The 15,881-nt window shown below is 52.7% G+C and carries 15 protein-coding genes; 8 read left to right on the top strand and 7 right to left on the bottom strand.

Annotation, left to right across the window (positions count from 1 at the left end; genetic code table 11):
• The first annotated feature begins 42 nt into the window (after positions 1-42).
• The 3 genes from GM30_RS06930 (at position 43) to GM30_RS06920 (ending at position 3,636) form a co-directional block, all read left to right on the top strand.
• On the top strand, positions 43-1,026 hold the full coding sequence (locus GM30_RS06930) for a sensor domain-containing diguanylate cyclase (RefSeq protein ID WP_049848018.1): 984 nt from the start codon (positions 43-45) through the stop codon (positions 1,024-1,026).
• Positions 1,027-1,114: 88 nt separating this feature from the next.
• Positions 1,115-2,566 carry a tagaturonate reductase gene (locus tag GM30_RS06925; protein WP_049848017.1) on the top strand — a complete coding sequence of 484 codons (1,452 nt, stop codon included), beginning with the start codon at positions 1,115-1,117 and terminating at the stop codon, positions 2,564-2,566.
• A 155-nt stretch (positions 2,567-2,721) separates the two neighbouring features.
• Positions 2,722-3,636, top strand: coding sequence for a bestrophin family protein (locus GM30_RS06920; RefSeq protein ID WP_049848076.1), 915 nt, complete (start codon positions 2,722-2,724; stop codon positions 3,634-3,636).
• A 25-nt stretch (positions 3,637-3,661) separates the two neighbouring features.
• Here GM30_RS06920 and GM30_RS06915 read toward each other — a convergent pair whose 3' ends face one another.
• Positions 3,662-4,036: a VOC family protein gene (locus GM30_RS06915; protein ID WP_049848016.1), complete on the bottom strand. Its 375-nt coding sequence runs from the start codon at positions 4,034-4,036 to the stop codon at positions 3,662-3,664.
• Positions 4,037-4,422: 386 nt separating this feature from the next.
• On the opposite strand from GM30_RS06915, the gene GM30_RS27560 reads away from it, so the two are divergent.
• Positions 4,423-5,076, top strand: coding sequence for a cytochrome P450 (locus GM30_RS27560; protein ID WP_274519040.1), 654 nt, complete (start codon positions 4,423-4,425; stop codon positions 5,074-5,076).
• Entirely contained in the window at positions 4,962-5,756 is a 795-nt protein-coding gene (locus GM30_RS27555) for a cytochrome P450 (protein ID WP_338011772.1), read from the top strand. The genes GM30_RS27560 and GM30_RS27555 overlap by 115 nt, the downstream gene beginning before the upstream one ends.
• Here GM30_RS27555 and GM30_RS06900 read toward each other — a convergent pair.
• Positions 5,746-6,348: a TetR/AcrR family transcriptional regulator gene (locus GM30_RS06900; protein ID WP_049848013.1), complete on the bottom strand. Its 603-nt coding sequence runs from the start codon at positions 6,346-6,348 to the stop codon at positions 5,746-5,748. The genes GM30_RS27555 and GM30_RS06900 overlap by 11 nt on opposite strands.
• Before the next feature lie 77 nt (positions 6,349-6,425).
• Here GM30_RS06900 and bdcA point away from each other — a divergent pair, with 77 nt between their 5' ends.
• Complete coding sequence (gene bdcA, locus GM30_RS06895) at positions 6,426-7,112, top strand: SDR family oxidoreductase (protein WP_049848012.1); 687 nt, start codon at positions 6,426-6,428, stop codon at positions 7,110-7,112.
• A 68-nt stretch (positions 7,113-7,180) separates the two neighbouring features.
• Here bdcA and GM30_RS06890 read toward each other — a convergent pair whose 3' ends face one another.
• Genes GM30_RS06890 through GM30_RS06880 form a run of 3 tightly spaced genes read right to left on the bottom strand, consistent with a single transcriptional unit; the run spans position 7,181 to position 10,688 of the window.
• Positions 7,181-8,527, bottom strand: coding sequence for an MFS transporter (locus GM30_RS06890; protein ID WP_049848011.1), 1,347 nt, complete (start codon positions 8,525-8,527; stop codon positions 7,181-7,183).
• A gap of 25 nt (positions 8,528-8,552) precedes the next feature.
• Entirely contained in the window at positions 8,553-9,455 is a 903-nt protein-coding gene (locus GM30_RS06885; protein ID WP_072094062.1) for a dihydrodipicolinate synthase family protein, read from the bottom strand.
• A 57-nt stretch (positions 9,456-9,512) separates the two neighbouring features.
• Positions 9,513-10,688 (bottom strand): enolase C-terminal domain-like protein, encoded by a 1,176-nt coding sequence (locus tag GM30_RS06880; protein WP_049848009.1) that lies wholly within the window; start codon positions 10,686-10,688, stop codon positions 9,513-9,515.
• A 372-nt stretch (positions 10,689-11,060) separates the two neighbouring features.
• On the opposite strand from GM30_RS06880, the gene GM30_RS06875 reads away from it, so the two are divergent.
• Positions 11,061-11,951, top strand: coding sequence for a LysR substrate-binding domain-containing protein (locus GM30_RS06875; protein WP_049848008.1), 891 nt, complete (start codon positions 11,061-11,063; stop codon positions 11,949-11,951).
• A 38-nt stretch (positions 11,952-11,989) separates the two neighbouring features.
• Here the strand turns inward: GM30_RS06875 and mqo are convergent, their stop codons facing one another.
• A complete protein-coding gene (gene mqo / locus GM30_RS06870; protein WP_124966047.1) occupies positions 11,990-13,639 on the bottom strand; it encodes a malate dehydrogenase (quinone) in 1,650 nt (549 codons plus the stop codon).
• Positions 13,640-13,908: 269 nt separating this feature from the next.
• Between mqo and cho the strand changes: the two genes are divergently transcribed.
• Positions 13,909-14,739, top strand: a complete 831-nt coding sequence (cho, locus tag GM30_RS06865; protein ID WP_049848006.1) for an excinuclease Cho — start codon at positions 13,909-13,911, stop codon at positions 14,737-14,739.
• On the opposite strand, the gene GM30_RS06860 is transcribed toward cho, so the two are convergent.
• Entirely contained in the window at positions 14,736-15,728 is a 993-nt protein-coding gene (locus GM30_RS06860) for a magnesium transporter (protein ID WP_049848005.1), read from the bottom strand. The two genes, cho and GM30_RS06860, sit on opposite strands and share 4 nt — an antisense overlap.
• Positions 15,729-15,881 lie beyond the last annotated feature (153 nt).

Here is a 15,881-nt window from a genome sequence, read left to right as displayed (position 1 = left end):
ATTTTGCGCTAAAATTTAATGACTTTCCCTGGAGGAGACGTCATGAAAACGCCAGAAATCCCCAAGAATGAAGCCCAGCGTCTGGCCGCATTACGTGACTCCGGCTTGCTGGACGCGGGCGATCCGCATCGCTTTGACCGACTTACACGGCTGGCGAGGCATCTGTTTAACGTCCCGATGGCACTGGTCACCCTGGTGGATGAAACCACGCTGGTCTTCAAATCTTCTGAAGGCGTGAGCTGGAAAACGCTGCCGCGCAATATTTCATTCTGCGGACACGCCATCCTTAGCGAACGCCCGCTGATTGTTCCCGATGCCGCCGCTGACGAGCGTTTCAGCGATAACCCGCTGGTCACGGGCAAGCCGCACATTCGCTTTTATGCTGGCTACCCGTTGCGCCTGCCTGATGGCGCGATCGTGGGCTCATTTTGCCTGATTGATCACGATACCCGCAGTTTTGCGCCTGCCGAGCAAGAAATGCTCAAAGATCTGGCCTCGATTGTGGAGGATGATTTTGCGGTCTTCAGCGTGGCGACCACCGATGACCTGACAGGACTGCTCAATCGCCGTGGCTTTGAGCATCTGGCGAACTATGCAATTTCATCATCACAGCGCCGTGCAGAGCCGCTGACGCTGGGCTGGATCGATCTCGATAAATTTAAGGAAATTAACGACAGCTATGGTCACGATGAAGGGGATGCGGCGCTGCGGGCGCTGGCTGAACTGATGCGCAACACCTTCCGTGAATCCGATCTGCTGGTACGCCACGGCGGCGATGAGTTTGCCATTTTGTTCCTTGATACCGATGAAGACGGCGCGTTTATCGCCATGCAGCACATGGCAGAGGTGGCCGACGACTACAACAGCCGATCCGGAAAACCCTGGCGGCTGGCCTTTTCCTGGGGCGTCATCGAGTTCGACCATGCGGCGTACAGTGATCTGCAGAGTTGGCTCAAAGCGGCCGACCAGCGCATGTATGAAATGAAAAACCAGCGCGATATTAATCAGTGGAACAATAATATTTGATTCAAAACAGGGTTCCGTGGTTTATACATCTGATAAGTTATTAGACCAATAACACAGGTTGTATTACCAATAACCGAGGGAACCCATAGTGAAAACGTTAAACCGCCGTGATTTTCCGGGCGCACAGTACCCTGAGCGTATCATCCAGTTTGGTGAAGGCAACTTCCTGCGCGCCTTCATCGACTGGCAGATCGATCTGCTGAACGAACATGCCGGTCTGAATTCAGGGGTGGTGGTGGTTCGTCCGATCAACAGTGATTTCCCGCCATCGCTCAGTACCCAGGATGGCTTGTATACCACTATCATTCGCGGTCTGAATGAGAAGGGTGAGGCCGTCAGCGAAGCCCGGCTGATCCGCTCGGTTAATCGTGAAATCAGTGTCTATTCACACTATCAGGAGTTCCTGAAACTGGCGCATAACCCGGAGATGCGCTTTGTTTTTTCCAATACCACCGAGGCGGGCATCAGCTATCACGAAGGCGATAAATTTGATGATGCCCCGGCGGTGAGTTACCCGGCCAAACTGACCCGTTTGCTGTTCGAGCGCTTCACCCATTTCAACGGTGCGCAGGATAAAGGCTGGGTGATCATTCCTTGCGAACTGATTGATTATAATGGTGATGCGCTGCGCGAACTGGTGCTGCGCTATGCGCAGGAGTGGGCGCTGCCGCAGGCGTTTGTGGCGTGGCTCGACAGCGCGAACTATTTCTGTTCAACGCTGGTTGATCGCATTGTGACCGGTTATCCGCGTGATGAAGCGGCCGCGATTGAGGCCGAACTGGGCTATAAAGACAGCTTCCTTGATACCGCCGAACACTTTTATCTGTTCGTGATCCAGGGACCGAAATCACTGGCGAGCGAACTGCATCTCAGCCAGTATCCGCTGAATATTCTGATTGTCGACGACATCAAACCATATAAAGAACGTAAAGTCGCGATCCTCAACGGGGCGCACACGGCGCTGGTTCCGGTGGCATTCCAGGCCGGGCTGAATACCGTCGGCGAGGCGATGAGCGATGCCGAAATCTGTGCGTTTGTGGAAAAGGCGATTCACGAAGAGATTATCCCGGTGCTGAACCTGCCGCGCGATGAGCTGGAATCCTTTGCCAGCGCGGTCACCGGCCGTTTCCGTAACCCGTATATCAAACATCAGCTGCTGTCGATTGCGTTGAACGGGATGACCAAGTTCCGCACCCGTATCCTCCCGCAACTGCTGGCCGGTCAGAAAACTCACGGTAAATTGTCTGCGCGCCTGACTTTTGCACTGGCGGCGCTGATCGCGTTTTACCGTGCGGAACGTCAGGGTGAAGCGTACCCGGTTCAGGATGATGTCGAGTGGCTTGACCGCTTCCAGCTGTTGTGGGCGCAGCATCGCGATCGCCAGATCACCTCGCGCCAGTTGGTCGACAGCGTATTGTCAGTGACGTCACACTGGGAACAGGATCTCACCACGGTGCCTGGACTGGCAGAGCAGGTGACTCATGATCTCGATGCAATTCTGACGAAGGGCATGCGCAACGCCGTTCAGCCACTGTGCTAAGGTCGTTTTGCTTTTTAAGCGGAGAACGTATTGTGCGTTCTCCGTTTTTTTATGGACAGAGCAGGGCGCGGACAATAAAAACGCGCAGCAGGATCTTGAAAGTGTGACGACATTCACGTTTAATTTACATGCCGTCAACTTTATCGAAAAAACTCATGATCGTTCGTCCGCACCAACACTGGCTTGCTCAAATTTTCGTCTGGCATGGCTCGGTGTTAGCCAAGATTTCTACCCGTTTACTGCTTAACTTTTTACTCTCCATCGCCGTGATTGTGATGCTGCCGTGGTATTCCACGCTCGGTATCCGGTTTACGCTCGCACCGTTCAGTATTCTGGGTGTGGCCATCGCCGTTTTCCTCGGTTTTCGTAACAACGCCTGTTATTCGCGTTACGTTGAGGCGCGCCAGCTATGGGGGCAGCTAATGATTGCCTCGCGGTCGCTGCTGCGGGAAGTGAAAAATACGTTGCCGGAAGACCCGGCACTGAGCGATTTCGTGCGCATGCAAATCGCGTTCGCTCATTGTCTGCGAATGACGCTGCGCCGCCAGCCACAGTCGGCCACGCTGGCGCGTTATCTGTCTGAAGCCGATCTACAGCAGGTGGTGATGGCGCATTCACCAGCGAACCGCATTCTGTTGCTGATGGGAAACTGGCTGGCGGCGCGTCGTGCTAACGGGCAGTTATCGGACATCCTTTTTCACAGCCTGAATAACCGCCTGAACGATATGTCCGTAGTCCTGGCAGGCTGCGAGCGCATTGCTAATACGCCGATACCGTTTGCGTATACGTTAATTTTGCACCGTACCGTTTATCTGTTTTGCATCATGCTGCCGTTTGCGCTGGTCAGCGATCTGCATTACATGACGCCGTTTGTCTCGGTGTTAATCTCATATACATTTATCTCTCTGGATGCGCTGGCAGAAGAACTTGAAGAGCCATTCGGCATGGAAAACAATGACTTATCTCTGGATGCAATCTGTAATGCTATTGAAATCGATCTGCTGCAGATGAACGACGACACGCCAGTGCCGGCAAAAATGATGCCGGATAAATACTACCAGCTGACGTGAGACGCATGATGTCGTTTAAGAAAGGTCAGGGCGCAGGCTGATGACAAACGACCTCGATATTGTGGCCGTCGGGGTCAATCACAAACGCCGCGTAATAACTGGCATGATAGTGAGGACGTAAACCAGGCTCGCCATTATCTTTACCGCCAGCGGCGAGCGCCTGGTGATAAAACGCATCAACTTGCTGGCGAGTGTCGGCGACAAACGCAATATGCAGATGCGCCGGTTTTTCGTCGGACTGAAATAAACACAGCGACGATTCGTCATCGGTACTCAGTTCAACACCGTAATCAGGTGTGCCTTCAGACACCAGTCTGATGCCAAGCGGTTCGAGTGCGTTGAGATAAAATGTTTTACTGGCTTCAAAATTGCTCACGCCGAACTTAACGTGGTCGAACATAGCATCTCCGGATTCAAAGGGGTGAAGAACAGAGTGTAGCAAAAACGGAGATCGATGCAGGTGACTGGTGATTTGCAGTTAGTTTTCATCGACAGCACACCGACCGTGTAGAGTTGAACAAAAAATCGCCAGAATCGACCAGGACAACGAGGTCCGCAAAACGCTGGATTCTGCCTGGCTTTGTGTTGGTGCGCATAATGTATATTATGTTAAATGATATTAATGCTGATCTTATCCCTGGCTCGTGGCTTTCCAGCACATCCTCACTCCTCTCTCTTTCTTCGAACCACCATAAAAAAACCCTATAACTAAAGCGCTCCTTATCTTTGTTATGTTGATGCCTCAAACCATAAACACTGCCAGAACGCCGAAGCCACTGGAGATCAATGATGCGTAAGCTGAGCCAACTTCCCTCGCCGCCTGAAAAAGGCTTACTGGGTCACGTGTATTATTTAAAGAAGGGAAACATTCACCGGCAAATGATGGAATGGCAACACCGCTACGGTTCTCTGTACCGTTTGCGTGCCGGGCTAAAAAAAGCGCTCGTTATTGCCGACGTGGATCTTATCCGCGAGATTCTCAAAGCCAGGCCGCACGACTTCAGGCGCATCAGCAATATAGAGGCGGTTTTCGAGGAAGCCGGCATGAATGGCGTCTTTTCCTCCGAAGGTGAAAACTGGAAGTTCCGCCGCCGCATTGTGGAAGGCGCCCTTCAGCCAGGTCAGCTGGAACGTTTTCACCCGCATATGCAAAATATCACCCGACGGTTTAGTGAAAGGCTCACTACTCTGGCATTGGCGGCGCAAGGCGTCTCCATAACAGATGAGTTCAGACGCTACACGGCGGATATCACCACTATGCTGGCTTTCGGAAAAGACATGAACCTGACGGGCAGCAGCGAGAACCCGGTATCATCGGCGCTGCAATCTGTGTTTCCGGTGCTGCANNGTACCGCAGCAAGGAAGACAAAGCGTTTGATGAAGGTCTGGATCGGATCAAAGTCACCCTTGCGGAACTCATCGAAGAGCAGCGGCGGATAATCATCAGCGGAGACGTTACTACGCCGGAAAATTTCCTGCAGGCGATGGTGCTTCAGCAAAAAGATCATCAGATGCTGACCGATCGGGATATCGTGGCCAATGCACTAACGTTACTGCTGGCCGGGGAAGACACGACGGCCAATACGCTGGCGTGGACAGTCTATCTGCTCAGCCGCCATCCGGAAGCGGAGCAGAAACTGATCCAGGAGATTGACCAGCATAATGATGGCGATCCCTTACCATGGCCATTACCCTCCCTGCCCTGGATGAATGCGGTCATCAAAGAATCCATGCGGCTCAAGCCCGTGGCGCCACAGATTTATCTCGAGCCGATGAACGACACCTGTATCGGTGACGTTGAGATCAGCAAAGGCACGCCGCTTTTTCTGGCGTTGCACGCTGGCGCCCTCGATGAAGCCTATTTTTCCGATGCGCAGTCCTTTGATCCGTCGCGCTGGACCAACCGCGAAGGCGCCTCGATGAACGCGTTGTTCCCGTTTGGCGGAGGGGCAAGAATGTGTCCTGGTCGCAGCCTGGCGCTGACCGAGATAAAAATGGCGCTCCATGCCCTTTACAGCAATTTTAAGCTCATCCCTTTGCAGGATCCGAACAGTGTGCGGGAGCGGTTCGCGTTTACCATGGCGCCATTGAATTTCAGGGCCACGATTATCAGGCGCTGAATTTGTCAGTCAGTAACGTTTCAAGCGCCAGACCGCTCAGGCGCACGGTTTCCTGCAGGCGTTCAAGTGAATACCCTGCCCGCGCTTTGGCTGAAAGACCCGCCATGATCGTTCCCATAAAATCAGTCAGCCGCACGGCGTCGTCCGGGTAGCGGTTGGCGATAAAGGCGTGGATCCGATTTTCTGCTGCAGTGTGAAAACTGCACGCCGCCTCTCGCGCATCGTGATCGTTACAATGCGTGCCTTCTAACACCATGCACCCGGTCGCTTCCTTATCGGCAACATAACGTTTCGCAGCTTCCTGCAGAACAGCGATGAGACATTGTGCGACCGGACGATCGTCACGCAAAAGCGCATCCAGCGGAATGGCCCCTTTGCAGGCATACCGATCGAGCACGCGCGTATACAACCCGAGTTTGCTGCCGAACGCGGCATAAAAACTGGGTGGATTGATGCCAAACGCTTTTGTCAGGTCTGCCACACTCAGCGCGTCGTAACCTTTTGAATGAAAAAGATGTTGTGCGATTTCAATCGCCTGCTCCGCATCAAACTTACGTGGACGACCCGGGGCGCGACTGTTTTTTGTAGTCATTACTACATAACTCCTTGACAGTCTGTTTGACTGCATCATATTGTAATCATCACTACAATATCACAAAGGACACTACAATGGCTGCATTTCAACATAAATCTGTACTGGTTGTGGGCGGTAGTCGCGGTATTGGTGCGGCTATTGTGCGGCGCTTTGCCGCAGACGGCGCATCAGTCATCTTCAGTTATGCCGGTTCGCGAGACGCAGCCGAACAGCTGGCGAAAGAAACCGGCAGCACGGCAATCCAGGCGGACAGTGCCGACCGCGATGCGGTGATTAAACTGGTTCGTGACGCCGGACCGCTGGATATTCTGGTGGTCAACTCCGGCATTGCCATTTTCGGTGATGCGCTGGAGCAGGACAGCGACGCCGTCGACCGTCTGTTTCGCATCAACATCCATGCGCCCTACCATGCCTCGGTCGAGGCGGCCCGTCAGATGCCTGACGGCGGTCGCATTATCGTGATTGGTTCGGTGAATGGCGACCGGATGCCTGTCCCGGGGATGGCTTCTTACGCCGTCAGTAAATCTGCCCTGCAAGGTCTGGCGCGGGGTTTAGCGCGCGATTTTGGCCCGCGCGGCATTACAATCAATATCGTACAGCCCGGCCCGATCGATACCGATGCTAACCCGGCGGAGGGGCCGATGAAGGAACTGATGCACAGCTTTATGGCGATCAANGGCATGGTGGCGTGGCTTGCCGGTCCGGAAGCCTCTTTTGTGACCGGGGCGATGCACACCATCGATGGTGCCTTTGGTGCATAGCGTCAAAAAAAGCCATGTTGCATGCGCAACATGGCGACCCAGGTAAAGATCCCCGAGTACTTCAGGAGTTAGTTATGCACCGCGGTGCTACTGACCTGCGGTGAGGTTGTAGCACCGAGCGTCATGCGTTCCAGTTTTCCGACGATAAACAGATAAGCAATCACACCGATAATGCCCATCGACCCGACGTAGATAATCGCCCAGTCGAAAGACCCGGTGGCCTGAATGATAAAGCCGATGACCAGCGGCGTGAGGATCCCCGCGACGTTGCCGAAGGTGTTGAAAATGCCCCCGGCCAGACCGAGCGCTTCTTTCGGAGAGGTGTCACTCAGCACGCACCAGCCCAGGTTGCCGAAACCTTTGGCAAAGAAGGCCAGACTCATCACGAAAATCACCACCGGCACCGACTGGGTATAATTCGCCACAATGATGGAACAGGACAGCAGCATCCCCAGCACAATTGGCAGTTTGCGTGACAGCGTCAGACTATAACCTTTGCGCAGCAGATAATCCGACAGCATGCCGCCAATAATTCCCCCGACAAACCCGGCGATTGCCGGAATTGCTGCGACCAGCCCGACTTTGATGATCGACAGCCCCTTCTCCTGATACAGATAGGTCGGGAACCAGGTGAAGAAAAACCAGGTGATGGAGGTCAGACAGAACTGACCAATATAGACCCCAATCATCATGCGGGTGGCGCACATACTCTTGACCTGCGCCCAGGTGATGGTCTGCTGCGATTTGCGTGCAGCAGATCCCAGCTCCGGGATCCCGCCACCGTCGCGAATGTAATCCAGTTCTTCTTTATTAATCGATTTATGCTTGAGCGGATCGCGAACAAACGTCAGCCAGAACGCGCCAAAGATAATCCCCAGCAACCCCGCGCTATAGAAAACGTAATGCCAGCTGAAAATGCTGATGACATACGACAGTACTGGCGTGAACACCCCCAGCGCGACATAAGGCGCGGTCTGGTAAATCGAGGTGGCAAACCCACGCTCGTTGTCCGGAAACCATTGCACTGACAGTCGGCTACTGGCCGGTGTCGCGGGCGCTTCCGCCATACCCATCAGGAAGCGGAAAATAAACAGCGTAATAAAGGCAGACGAGAACAGATAAATGCTGCCCTGCAGGAAGGTAAACACCGACCAGACCAGCATCGCCAGGCCGTAAACCAGCCGGGAGCCGAACTTATCCAGCAAAATCCCGCCGGGGATCTGGCACAACATATAGGCCCAGCCAAAAGCCGAGAACGCCCACCCCATATCAGCCGCATTGAATCCCAGCTCTTTGCTCATCACCGGAGCGGCAACGGATAAGGTCGCACGGTCGATAAAGTTGACCAGCATCGCGACGCCCATAAAAACCAGCATCAGATACCGTACATTTGTTTTTTTGCCTGAATTTTTCATCTCACATTCTCCAGAAATCACGCGATTACTGCAGCAAAAGGGCCTGATAATCCTCAATGAGGCGTTGCCGGGTCTCTGAAGAAAGCGCACACAACGGTGGGCGAAGCGTCTCCCATGACGGATCGTCGTTATTGTATGCCAGCAACGTTTTCACAACCGGGATGGTGTCGCCGATAGCGACAATTTTCCTCAGACGGCTGAGTTTTTCCTGCGCGGCGAGCCCGTCCTCGTTGACATAGTTTCGGTAGATAAAGGCGGTCAGCGGCGATGCGATATTGGTGGTGGCCGTGATGCACCCCGCCGCCCCTGCCCGCATCACCTGGGCAAAGGTGGCGTCGGCGCCGGAATAGACTTCAAAACCCTGCGCAGAAAAGGCGTTGATATACGACAACGTGTTTTCAATATCGCCGCTGCTGTCTTTGATGCCCTGGAACACGCCGGGATATTTTTTCAGCAGGCGGTCGATCAGACTGATGGTCAGGGGGATCATGGTCTGCTGTGGAAAGTGATAGAAATAGATCTTCACCTCTGCGCCCACCTGCTCTGCAATGGCACTGTAGAAGTTGAATAACCCTTCTTCCGACGGCGATTTGTAATAAAACGGCGGTAACACCAGTACGCCGGGGCAACCACATTTCGCGGCATGACGTGATAACCGCACGACAGTGGGAACATCACACGCACCGGTGCCGGGCAGCATTTTGCGAGGGGAAATTCCGCTGGCAATCAACTTTTCCAGCAGCCTTTCCCGCTCCGTGGCGCTCAGTGAGTTAGTTTCCGAGGTGGTGCCCAGCACGGCCAGGCTGTCACAGCCGTTATTCAACAAATAATGACAATGGGCGATCGTTTTCTCATCATTCACTGAAAGATCGCCGTTAAACGAAGTGACGGCGGCAGCATTCACACCGGCATAAAGCGCTTTTTGCATTTCATCTTCCTCACCGCCAGACACCGTAGCCTCTGGCGGGATCAGTCTCGTCCGGATTTATTTTTTGCCAAAGACGAAGCGGTTAGTGGCGTGATAGTTGAGCCAGTCCCAGTCGTAAGTCACGCCAAGACCCGGGCCATCCGGTACACTGACGCAGCCATTTTCATCAATGGAATCCAGTTCGTCTTTATAACCACAGGCGTAACATGGCGGCAGAATATTGCTCAGTTTTGGCCCGACCTCCGCCATTTCATAGAAGTTGGTATTGCGGATGCTGGCCATTAACTGGCGATGCGCCGGACCCGGGGCATGAATTTCAACGTCAAGGCCAAACGCTTCCGCCATGTGCGCCGTTTTTAATGCACCGGTGATCCCCATGTCATATTCCGGGTCGACGCGAACGAAATCGGTTCCCCCAGCCATGATGAAATCACATTTGGCTTCCAGCGCGCGGACATGTTCGGTAATCAGCAACGGCGTTTTGATCATCGAACGCAGTTTTTTATGTGAGAACGCAGAAAGGGAATTATCGCGATAAGGATCTTCGTACCAGAAGAAATTGGCATCGTCGCAGGCGCGACCAACGTACAGCGCATCGGCAAAGGTTTTCAGATCGGACGCCGCGTCATACATCAGTTTCATTTTGTCGCCGACGGTTTCGCCCAGCGCCAGAATTAACGACGCCTCTTTACGCGCATCGCCATCAAACCAGCCGTGATGTTTAAAGGCGCGATACCCCATTTCGTAGCATTGCAATGCGAAATCGGTAAACGCTTTATTACTGTGCAGCATCCCTTCATCGCCATGATAGGTACTGGCGTACGTCGGTAATTTGTTGCGGTATTGACCGATCATGCGGGAAATAGATTTACCGGCCTGTTTACCGGCCAGATCCCACAGCACAATATCGACCGGTCCCTGCCCCATATGATCCATATGACACAGGCGGCGGTTCCATTCGGTATAAAACGCTTCCCGCTGATCGGCGTCGCGCCCGGGGAGATCGCTCGCCAGCATTAACGTCTGCGCTAATGCCGGACGCGTTCCGCCCCACAACGCGACATATTCACCACGGGAACCATCATCGCACTCCACAATAATGGCATATTTTGATAATGACAGCGTGGAGCCTTCTACATATCCAACGTGATTGTGCGCGTTGGTAAAAGAGGACCCCATATCCTTTACATCATATTTAAAGTCGATGACTTCGACACGTTCAATTATCGGCATGTTCACATTCTCCTGATATACCGCTCTACGCGATCCATTTTTGAATAAAGCTATTCACTTGATGGCCTGAGAATGCGACCGAACAGAAAATGCGTCCATTTTAGTAACAGCATTGCCTGATATAAAAATGATATCAGCGGAAACCGTTTTATTGCGCAAATGACAAGACGGCAGTGATGGAGACCTTGTAACTCCATGAAAAATAAGTGTTTAAAACTTATATCTCACTGTCAGTAATACCGTGTATCCGCGGCGATTTTTTATGATGACTATCACAATACTAAGGAGAGTGTTTTGCCAGCGTAAAAAACATTGTGCAAAGTCTGAGGTATTCATCACAAACCCCCTGTGTAATTTCAGGTGAGGTGACACATGTTAAATCTGAATCAGGTTCGATGTTTTATTGCTGTGGCAACTGAATTAAGTTTCCGCCGTGCCGCCGAATCCTTACATATGAGTCAGCCGCCATTAACGCGGCAAATACAATTGCTCGAGCAGCATTTAAACATTCTCTTGTTTAACCGGGATAAACGGAACGTCACGTTAACCACCGCCGGAAAAGCGTTTTATCAGGAAGCGCTGGAACTGATGGAGCATATTCATCAGATTGAGCAATATACGAAACGCGTTGCCAGCGGTGAAGTAGGTTCGGTGGCGGTAGGTTTTGTCGCTAATGCGTTCTATCAGTTTTTACCCGCGCTGCTCTCATTGCTGAAAGAGAAATTCCCGTTTATCAATATCTCACTCCAGCAATCCACCACGTTTCAACAGGTGGAATCGGTGATAAATCATCAGATCGATCTTGGTATTGTCCGCGTGGTACCGGACAACGCCGCGCTCGATAGTGCGTTGTGCGTGGATGAAACTTTCGTCGCCGCCGTGCCCCGCCATCACCCACTGGCGATGCGAAAAAACTTACCGCTGGCGGATTTTGATAATCAGCCCGTCATTATGTATTCCGTGGCGTGGAAACCTATTTATGATTTGCTGACGCAGGCGTTTCAGGCTGAAGGTGCAAAACCGAATTACGTGCAATATGAATCCAATACGGTCAATATTTTGTCACTGGTTAACGTCGGCTTCGGCACGGCGATTGTGCCGGAAAGCGCCTCCACGTTTAAATTCGACAACGTGGTTTATATCCCGCTGGCGTCGACGGCGAAATTATCAAACCGGATGTATTTTATCTGGCGCAAAGATAATGAAAACGAAGCGTTTCACCTGGTGAAGAAAGCGGTGTTGCAGCATATTGCAGAGAAATAATAAAACGCCCCGGCATGACTGACGGGGCGTTTTGCATTTTACAGCGCCATATCGTGCTGTGGTGTTTCTTCACGAGGTTCAGCGGCTGGCGCGGCGGCGGCCGGTTCGCTCATCTGAATCACCGGCGGCTTCACCAGTTGCAGCGTTTCGGCGGTGTCGTTCCATACCTGCTGCGTCAGCGCCGGGTTATCGTTCAGTTTCTGCCCAAAGCTCGGCACGATGTCGCGGATCTTGCTCTGCCACTGCGGTGAATTGAACTGTTCCGGGAACATCTGCTTGAGCACATTGAGGGTGATCGGTGCTGCGGTGGACGCCCCCGGGGACGCGCCCAGCAGTGCGGAGATAGTTTTCTGTTTGTCGACCACCACTTCGGTGCCCAACTTCAGAACGCCACCCTTCTCTTCATCTTTTTTGATGATCTGTACGCGCTGACCGGCCTGGATTAATGTCCAGTCTTCCTGACGCGCCTGCGGATAATACTCTTTCAGCGCCGCAAAGCGATCGTCATCGTCCAGCATCACCTGGCTGATGAGGTATTTCACCAGATCAAAGTTGTCCATACCGACATGTGTCATCGGCAGCACGTTGCTGGTCGTGGTGGTGCTCAGGAGATCAAAGAACGAACCGTTCTTGAGGAATTTGGTGGAGAAGGTGGCGAATGGCCCGAACAGCACCACGCGCTTGCCATCGATCACGCGCGCATCAAGATGCGGAACGGACATCGGCGGCGCGCCCACGGACGCTTGACCGTAGACTTTTTCGAGATGCTGTTTCGTGATTTCCGGATTTTCGGTCATCAGGAAAGAACCGCCCACCGGGAAGCCCGCGTAATTATCCGCTTCGGCAACGCCGGTTTTTTGCAGTAATTTCAGCGCGCCGCCACCGGCACCAATAAAGACATATTTCGCATCAACCGCATGTTCTTTACCGCTATTGACGTCCTTAATGGTGACGTGCCATGAATTATCCGCGTTGCGCTTAAATTCCGTGACTTCTGACGATGTTTGCAACGTAAAATTGCTGCTTTTTTTCAGGCTGCCGATCAGCTGACGGGTTATTTCCCCGTAGTTGACGTCAGTCCCTGCCGGCGTCCAGGTAGCGGCGACGTTTTGTTTCGCATCGCGCCCTTCCATCACCAGTGGTGCCCACTGTTTAATTTGCGCGTGATCGGTCGAGAATTTCATCCCCTGGAATAAGGTTGTCTGCTGCAATGCAGCATAACGTTTTTGCAGATAATTGACGTTGGTATCGCCCCACACAAAGCTCATATGCGGCGTTGAGTTAATAAAGGCGCGCGGATTCTGCAGCACGCCACGTTTCACCTGTGCGGTCCAGAACTGGCGGGAAATCATAAACTGTTCATTGATTTCAAGCGCTTTAGTGACGTCAATCGAGCCGTCCGCCCGCTGCGGCGTGTAGTTCAGCTCCATATTGGCCGAGTGGCCGGTACCGGCGTTATTCCAGCCGTTCGATGATTCCAGCGCCACGCCGTCGAGTTTCTCGACCATCATCTGTTTCCATTCCGGCTGTAATTCCTGCAGCCAGGTGCCGAGAGACGCGCTCATAATACCGCCGCCAATCAACAGAAAATCTGTTTTTGCGGTGGTATCAGAATTTGCGTAAGCGGCTGAACTGACCAGCATCGCGACGGTAGTCAGTGAGAGAATTGTTTTTTTCATTGCAGGCATTGGAATAATATCGCATAGCAAAAAGAGTCATTAGAATACATACCTTAACGCATTTTTACTTTATTTTAAAATATCATTCACAGTTACGGTTTATATCGCATCTATTGCGACATGATTTACTTTTTTTAATTAAAAAAAGCAGCCGGATTATTTAAAGGGTTTATTTTCTGATTATCGGTTATTGCAGACGTTAATAATAGTGATCCCTGCACTTTTCCCGTCAGGCACTTCCGGGTACACTGTATAAATGAACAGCATAAGGAGTCACAGTGGCAAGGCGATCACCCGCCCCGCGTCTTGAATTTGAGGCGGCGGCAATTTACCAGTACCCCGAACACCTGCGTCCGTGGCTCGATGAACTTCCCACACAGCCCGGTGTGTATCTTTTTCACGGAGACAGTGACGCGATGCCGCTGTATATCGGCAAGAGCGTTAATAAGAAACCCGCCATGTTGCGGCAGGCGCGGCGCATCAGCTGGCAGCCCGCTGCGGGTGAACTGGGCGCCCTGCTGCTTGAGGCGCGGTTGATTAAAGAGATGCAGCCGCTGTTCAATAAACGGTTGAGAAGAAACAAACAGCTCTGTTCGCTGCAGCTAAATGACGATCGTCCGCTGGTGGTGTACGCCCGCGAGGTCAATTTTGCGCTGAAGGAAAACTTGTTTGGCTTGTTTGCCAACCGCCGGGCGGCGCTGGAGGCGCTGAAATCGGTGGCCGACGAACAAAAGCTCTGTTACAGCGTGATGGGGCTGGAGCCGCTGAACCGTGGCCGCGCCTGCTTTCGATCGTCACTTGGCCGCTGCGCCGGAGCCTGCTGTGGCCGCGAAGCGCTGACGGAACACAACCAGCGGCTGCGTGATGCGATGGCGCACCTTCAGTTGGTTTGCTGGCCGTGGCCCGGTGCCGTGGCGCTTGAGGAAAAAGGGGAAACCATGACCCAGTTTCACATCGTTAATAACTGGCTGTGGCTTGGCGCGGTTGCCTCGCTGACGGAGGCGAGCACCTTAACGCAGTTGCCGGACGGTTTCGACCAGGACGGCTACAAAATTCTGTGCCGTCCGATGCTCAGTGGAAAATTCACCATTCATGAGCTTTTCGATTAAATCCCCAACGTATATTGCGCGATTTTGAAATAGATAATCAGCCCGGTGCCGTCGATAAAGGTCGAAATAAAGGGGGCGGAAACCACCGCCGGGTCGATGCGTAACTTCTGTAGCAGCATCGGAATGATCGACGAGACGATGGCGCTCCAGATGGTAATGGCGACAAGCGTCAGGCTGACCACTATCGTCACATCAACGCCGACGCCCATGATCCAGGCGCGGATCCACGCCGCAACCCCAATGGTGAGGGCAATCAGCAGCGAGGTGCTCACCTCTTTGCGCAGCACAAGCCCGATATTCTTCAGGCTGGCCTCGCCCAGCGCCATCGCGCGCACAATGGTTGAAGTGATCTGCGTGCCGCTGTTACCGCCAGTACCGATCAGCAACGGAATAAAAAAGGCGAGCGCGATGGCGGCTTCGAGCTGTTCTTCAAACGCCTGCAATACGGTGCCGGTATAGGCTTCGGCGACAAACAACAGAAGCAACCAGACGCTGCGCTTGCGCCATAATTCCCACGGGCTGGTTTCCATATAAGGCTTTTCCAGCGGCAACGATGCGCCCTGTAATTGTGCGTCTTCGGTATTTTCATCGCGAACCAGATGCGCGATTTCTTTTTCGCCTAAGGCACCGACAATCACACCGTCACGAATAACGGGAAAAAACGACAGCGGATGGCGGACATATAATCCGCAAAAGTCATGGCGATCGTCTTCCGGTGTAACTGAAATAAATTTACGGTCAACCAGCGTTCTGACAAATTCATCGTTATCGCGATGACTTAACAATGATTTTACGGAAAGAATGCCATGCAGAAAGCCCTCTTCAGTCATCACGCAGGCATGAGACGGAATGCGGTCGTCGGAGAGTTGCGACAGCAGCATTTGCCGGGCTTCGGCGATAGTCATACTGGCACGCAGGGAGACAAAATCCTGCGTCATGTATTCGCTGATGTCATCCACACGCGGGTGGTTCAGAATTAATTGCGTCATAATAACCTCGCAAAATGTGTATTTGCGGCGGAATATAACGACTGCCATTAAAAAGAAAAACCAAAGGCGCGGTATTGTTTATCAGGCGTTTATAAAAAGNGATTTATTGATCAGGTTTAGTGAGTATTTAAATTGATGCGCCCGCCTGTTCGC

The sequence above is a fragment of the Trabulsiella odontotermitis genome (assembly GCF_001188485.1).
Classification (GTDB): Bacteria; Pseudomonadota; Gammaproteobacteria; order Enterobacterales; family Enterobacteriaceae; genus Trabulsiella; species Trabulsiella odontotermitis_A.
Note: the sequence above shows the minus strand (reverse complement) of the source record. Positions and strands in the feature narration are given on the sequence as shown.

Excerpts from the sequence above, each read along its gene's own strand:
- GM30_RS06930 (WP_049848018.1), top strand. The coding sequence starts at position 43 with ATGAAAACGCCAGAAATCCCCAAGAATGAAGCCCAGCGTCTGGCCGCA.
- GM30_RS06920 (WP_049848076.1), top strand. The coding sequence starts at position 2,722 with ATGATCGTTCGTCCGCACCAACACTGGCTTGCTCAAATTTTCGTCTGG.
- GM30_RS06915 (WP_049848016.1), bottom strand. The coding sequence starts at position 4,036 with ATGTTCGACCACGTTAAGTTCGGCGTGAGCAATTTTGAAGCCAGTAAA.
- GM30_RS06900 (WP_049848013.1), bottom strand. The coding sequence starts at position 6,348 with ATGACTACAAAAAACAGTCGCGCCCCGGGTCGTCCACGTAAGTTTGAT.
- GM30_RS06890 (WP_049848011.1), bottom strand. The coding sequence starts at position 8,527 with ATGAAAAATTCAGGCAAAAAAACAAATGTACGGTATCTGATGCTGGTT.
- GM30_RS06885 (WP_072094062.1), bottom strand. The coding sequence starts at position 9,455 with ATGCAAAAAGCGCTTTATGCCGGTGTGAATGCTGCCGCCGTCACTTCG.
- GM30_RS06880 (WP_049848009.1), bottom strand. The coding sequence starts at position 10,688 with ATGCCGATAATTGAACGTGTCGAAGTCATCGACTTTAAATATGATGTA.
- GM30_RS06875 (WP_049848008.1), top strand. The coding sequence starts at position 11,061 with ATGTTAAATCTGAATCAGGTTCGATGTTTTATTGCTGTGGCAACTGAA.
- mqo (WP_124966047.1), bottom strand. The coding sequence starts at position 13,639 with ATGCCTGCAATGAAAAAAACAATTCTCTCACTGACTACCGTCGCGATG.
- GM30_RS06860 (WP_049848005.1), bottom strand. The coding sequence starts at position 15,728 with ATGACGCAATTAATTCTGAACCACCCGCGTGTGGATGACATCAGCGAA.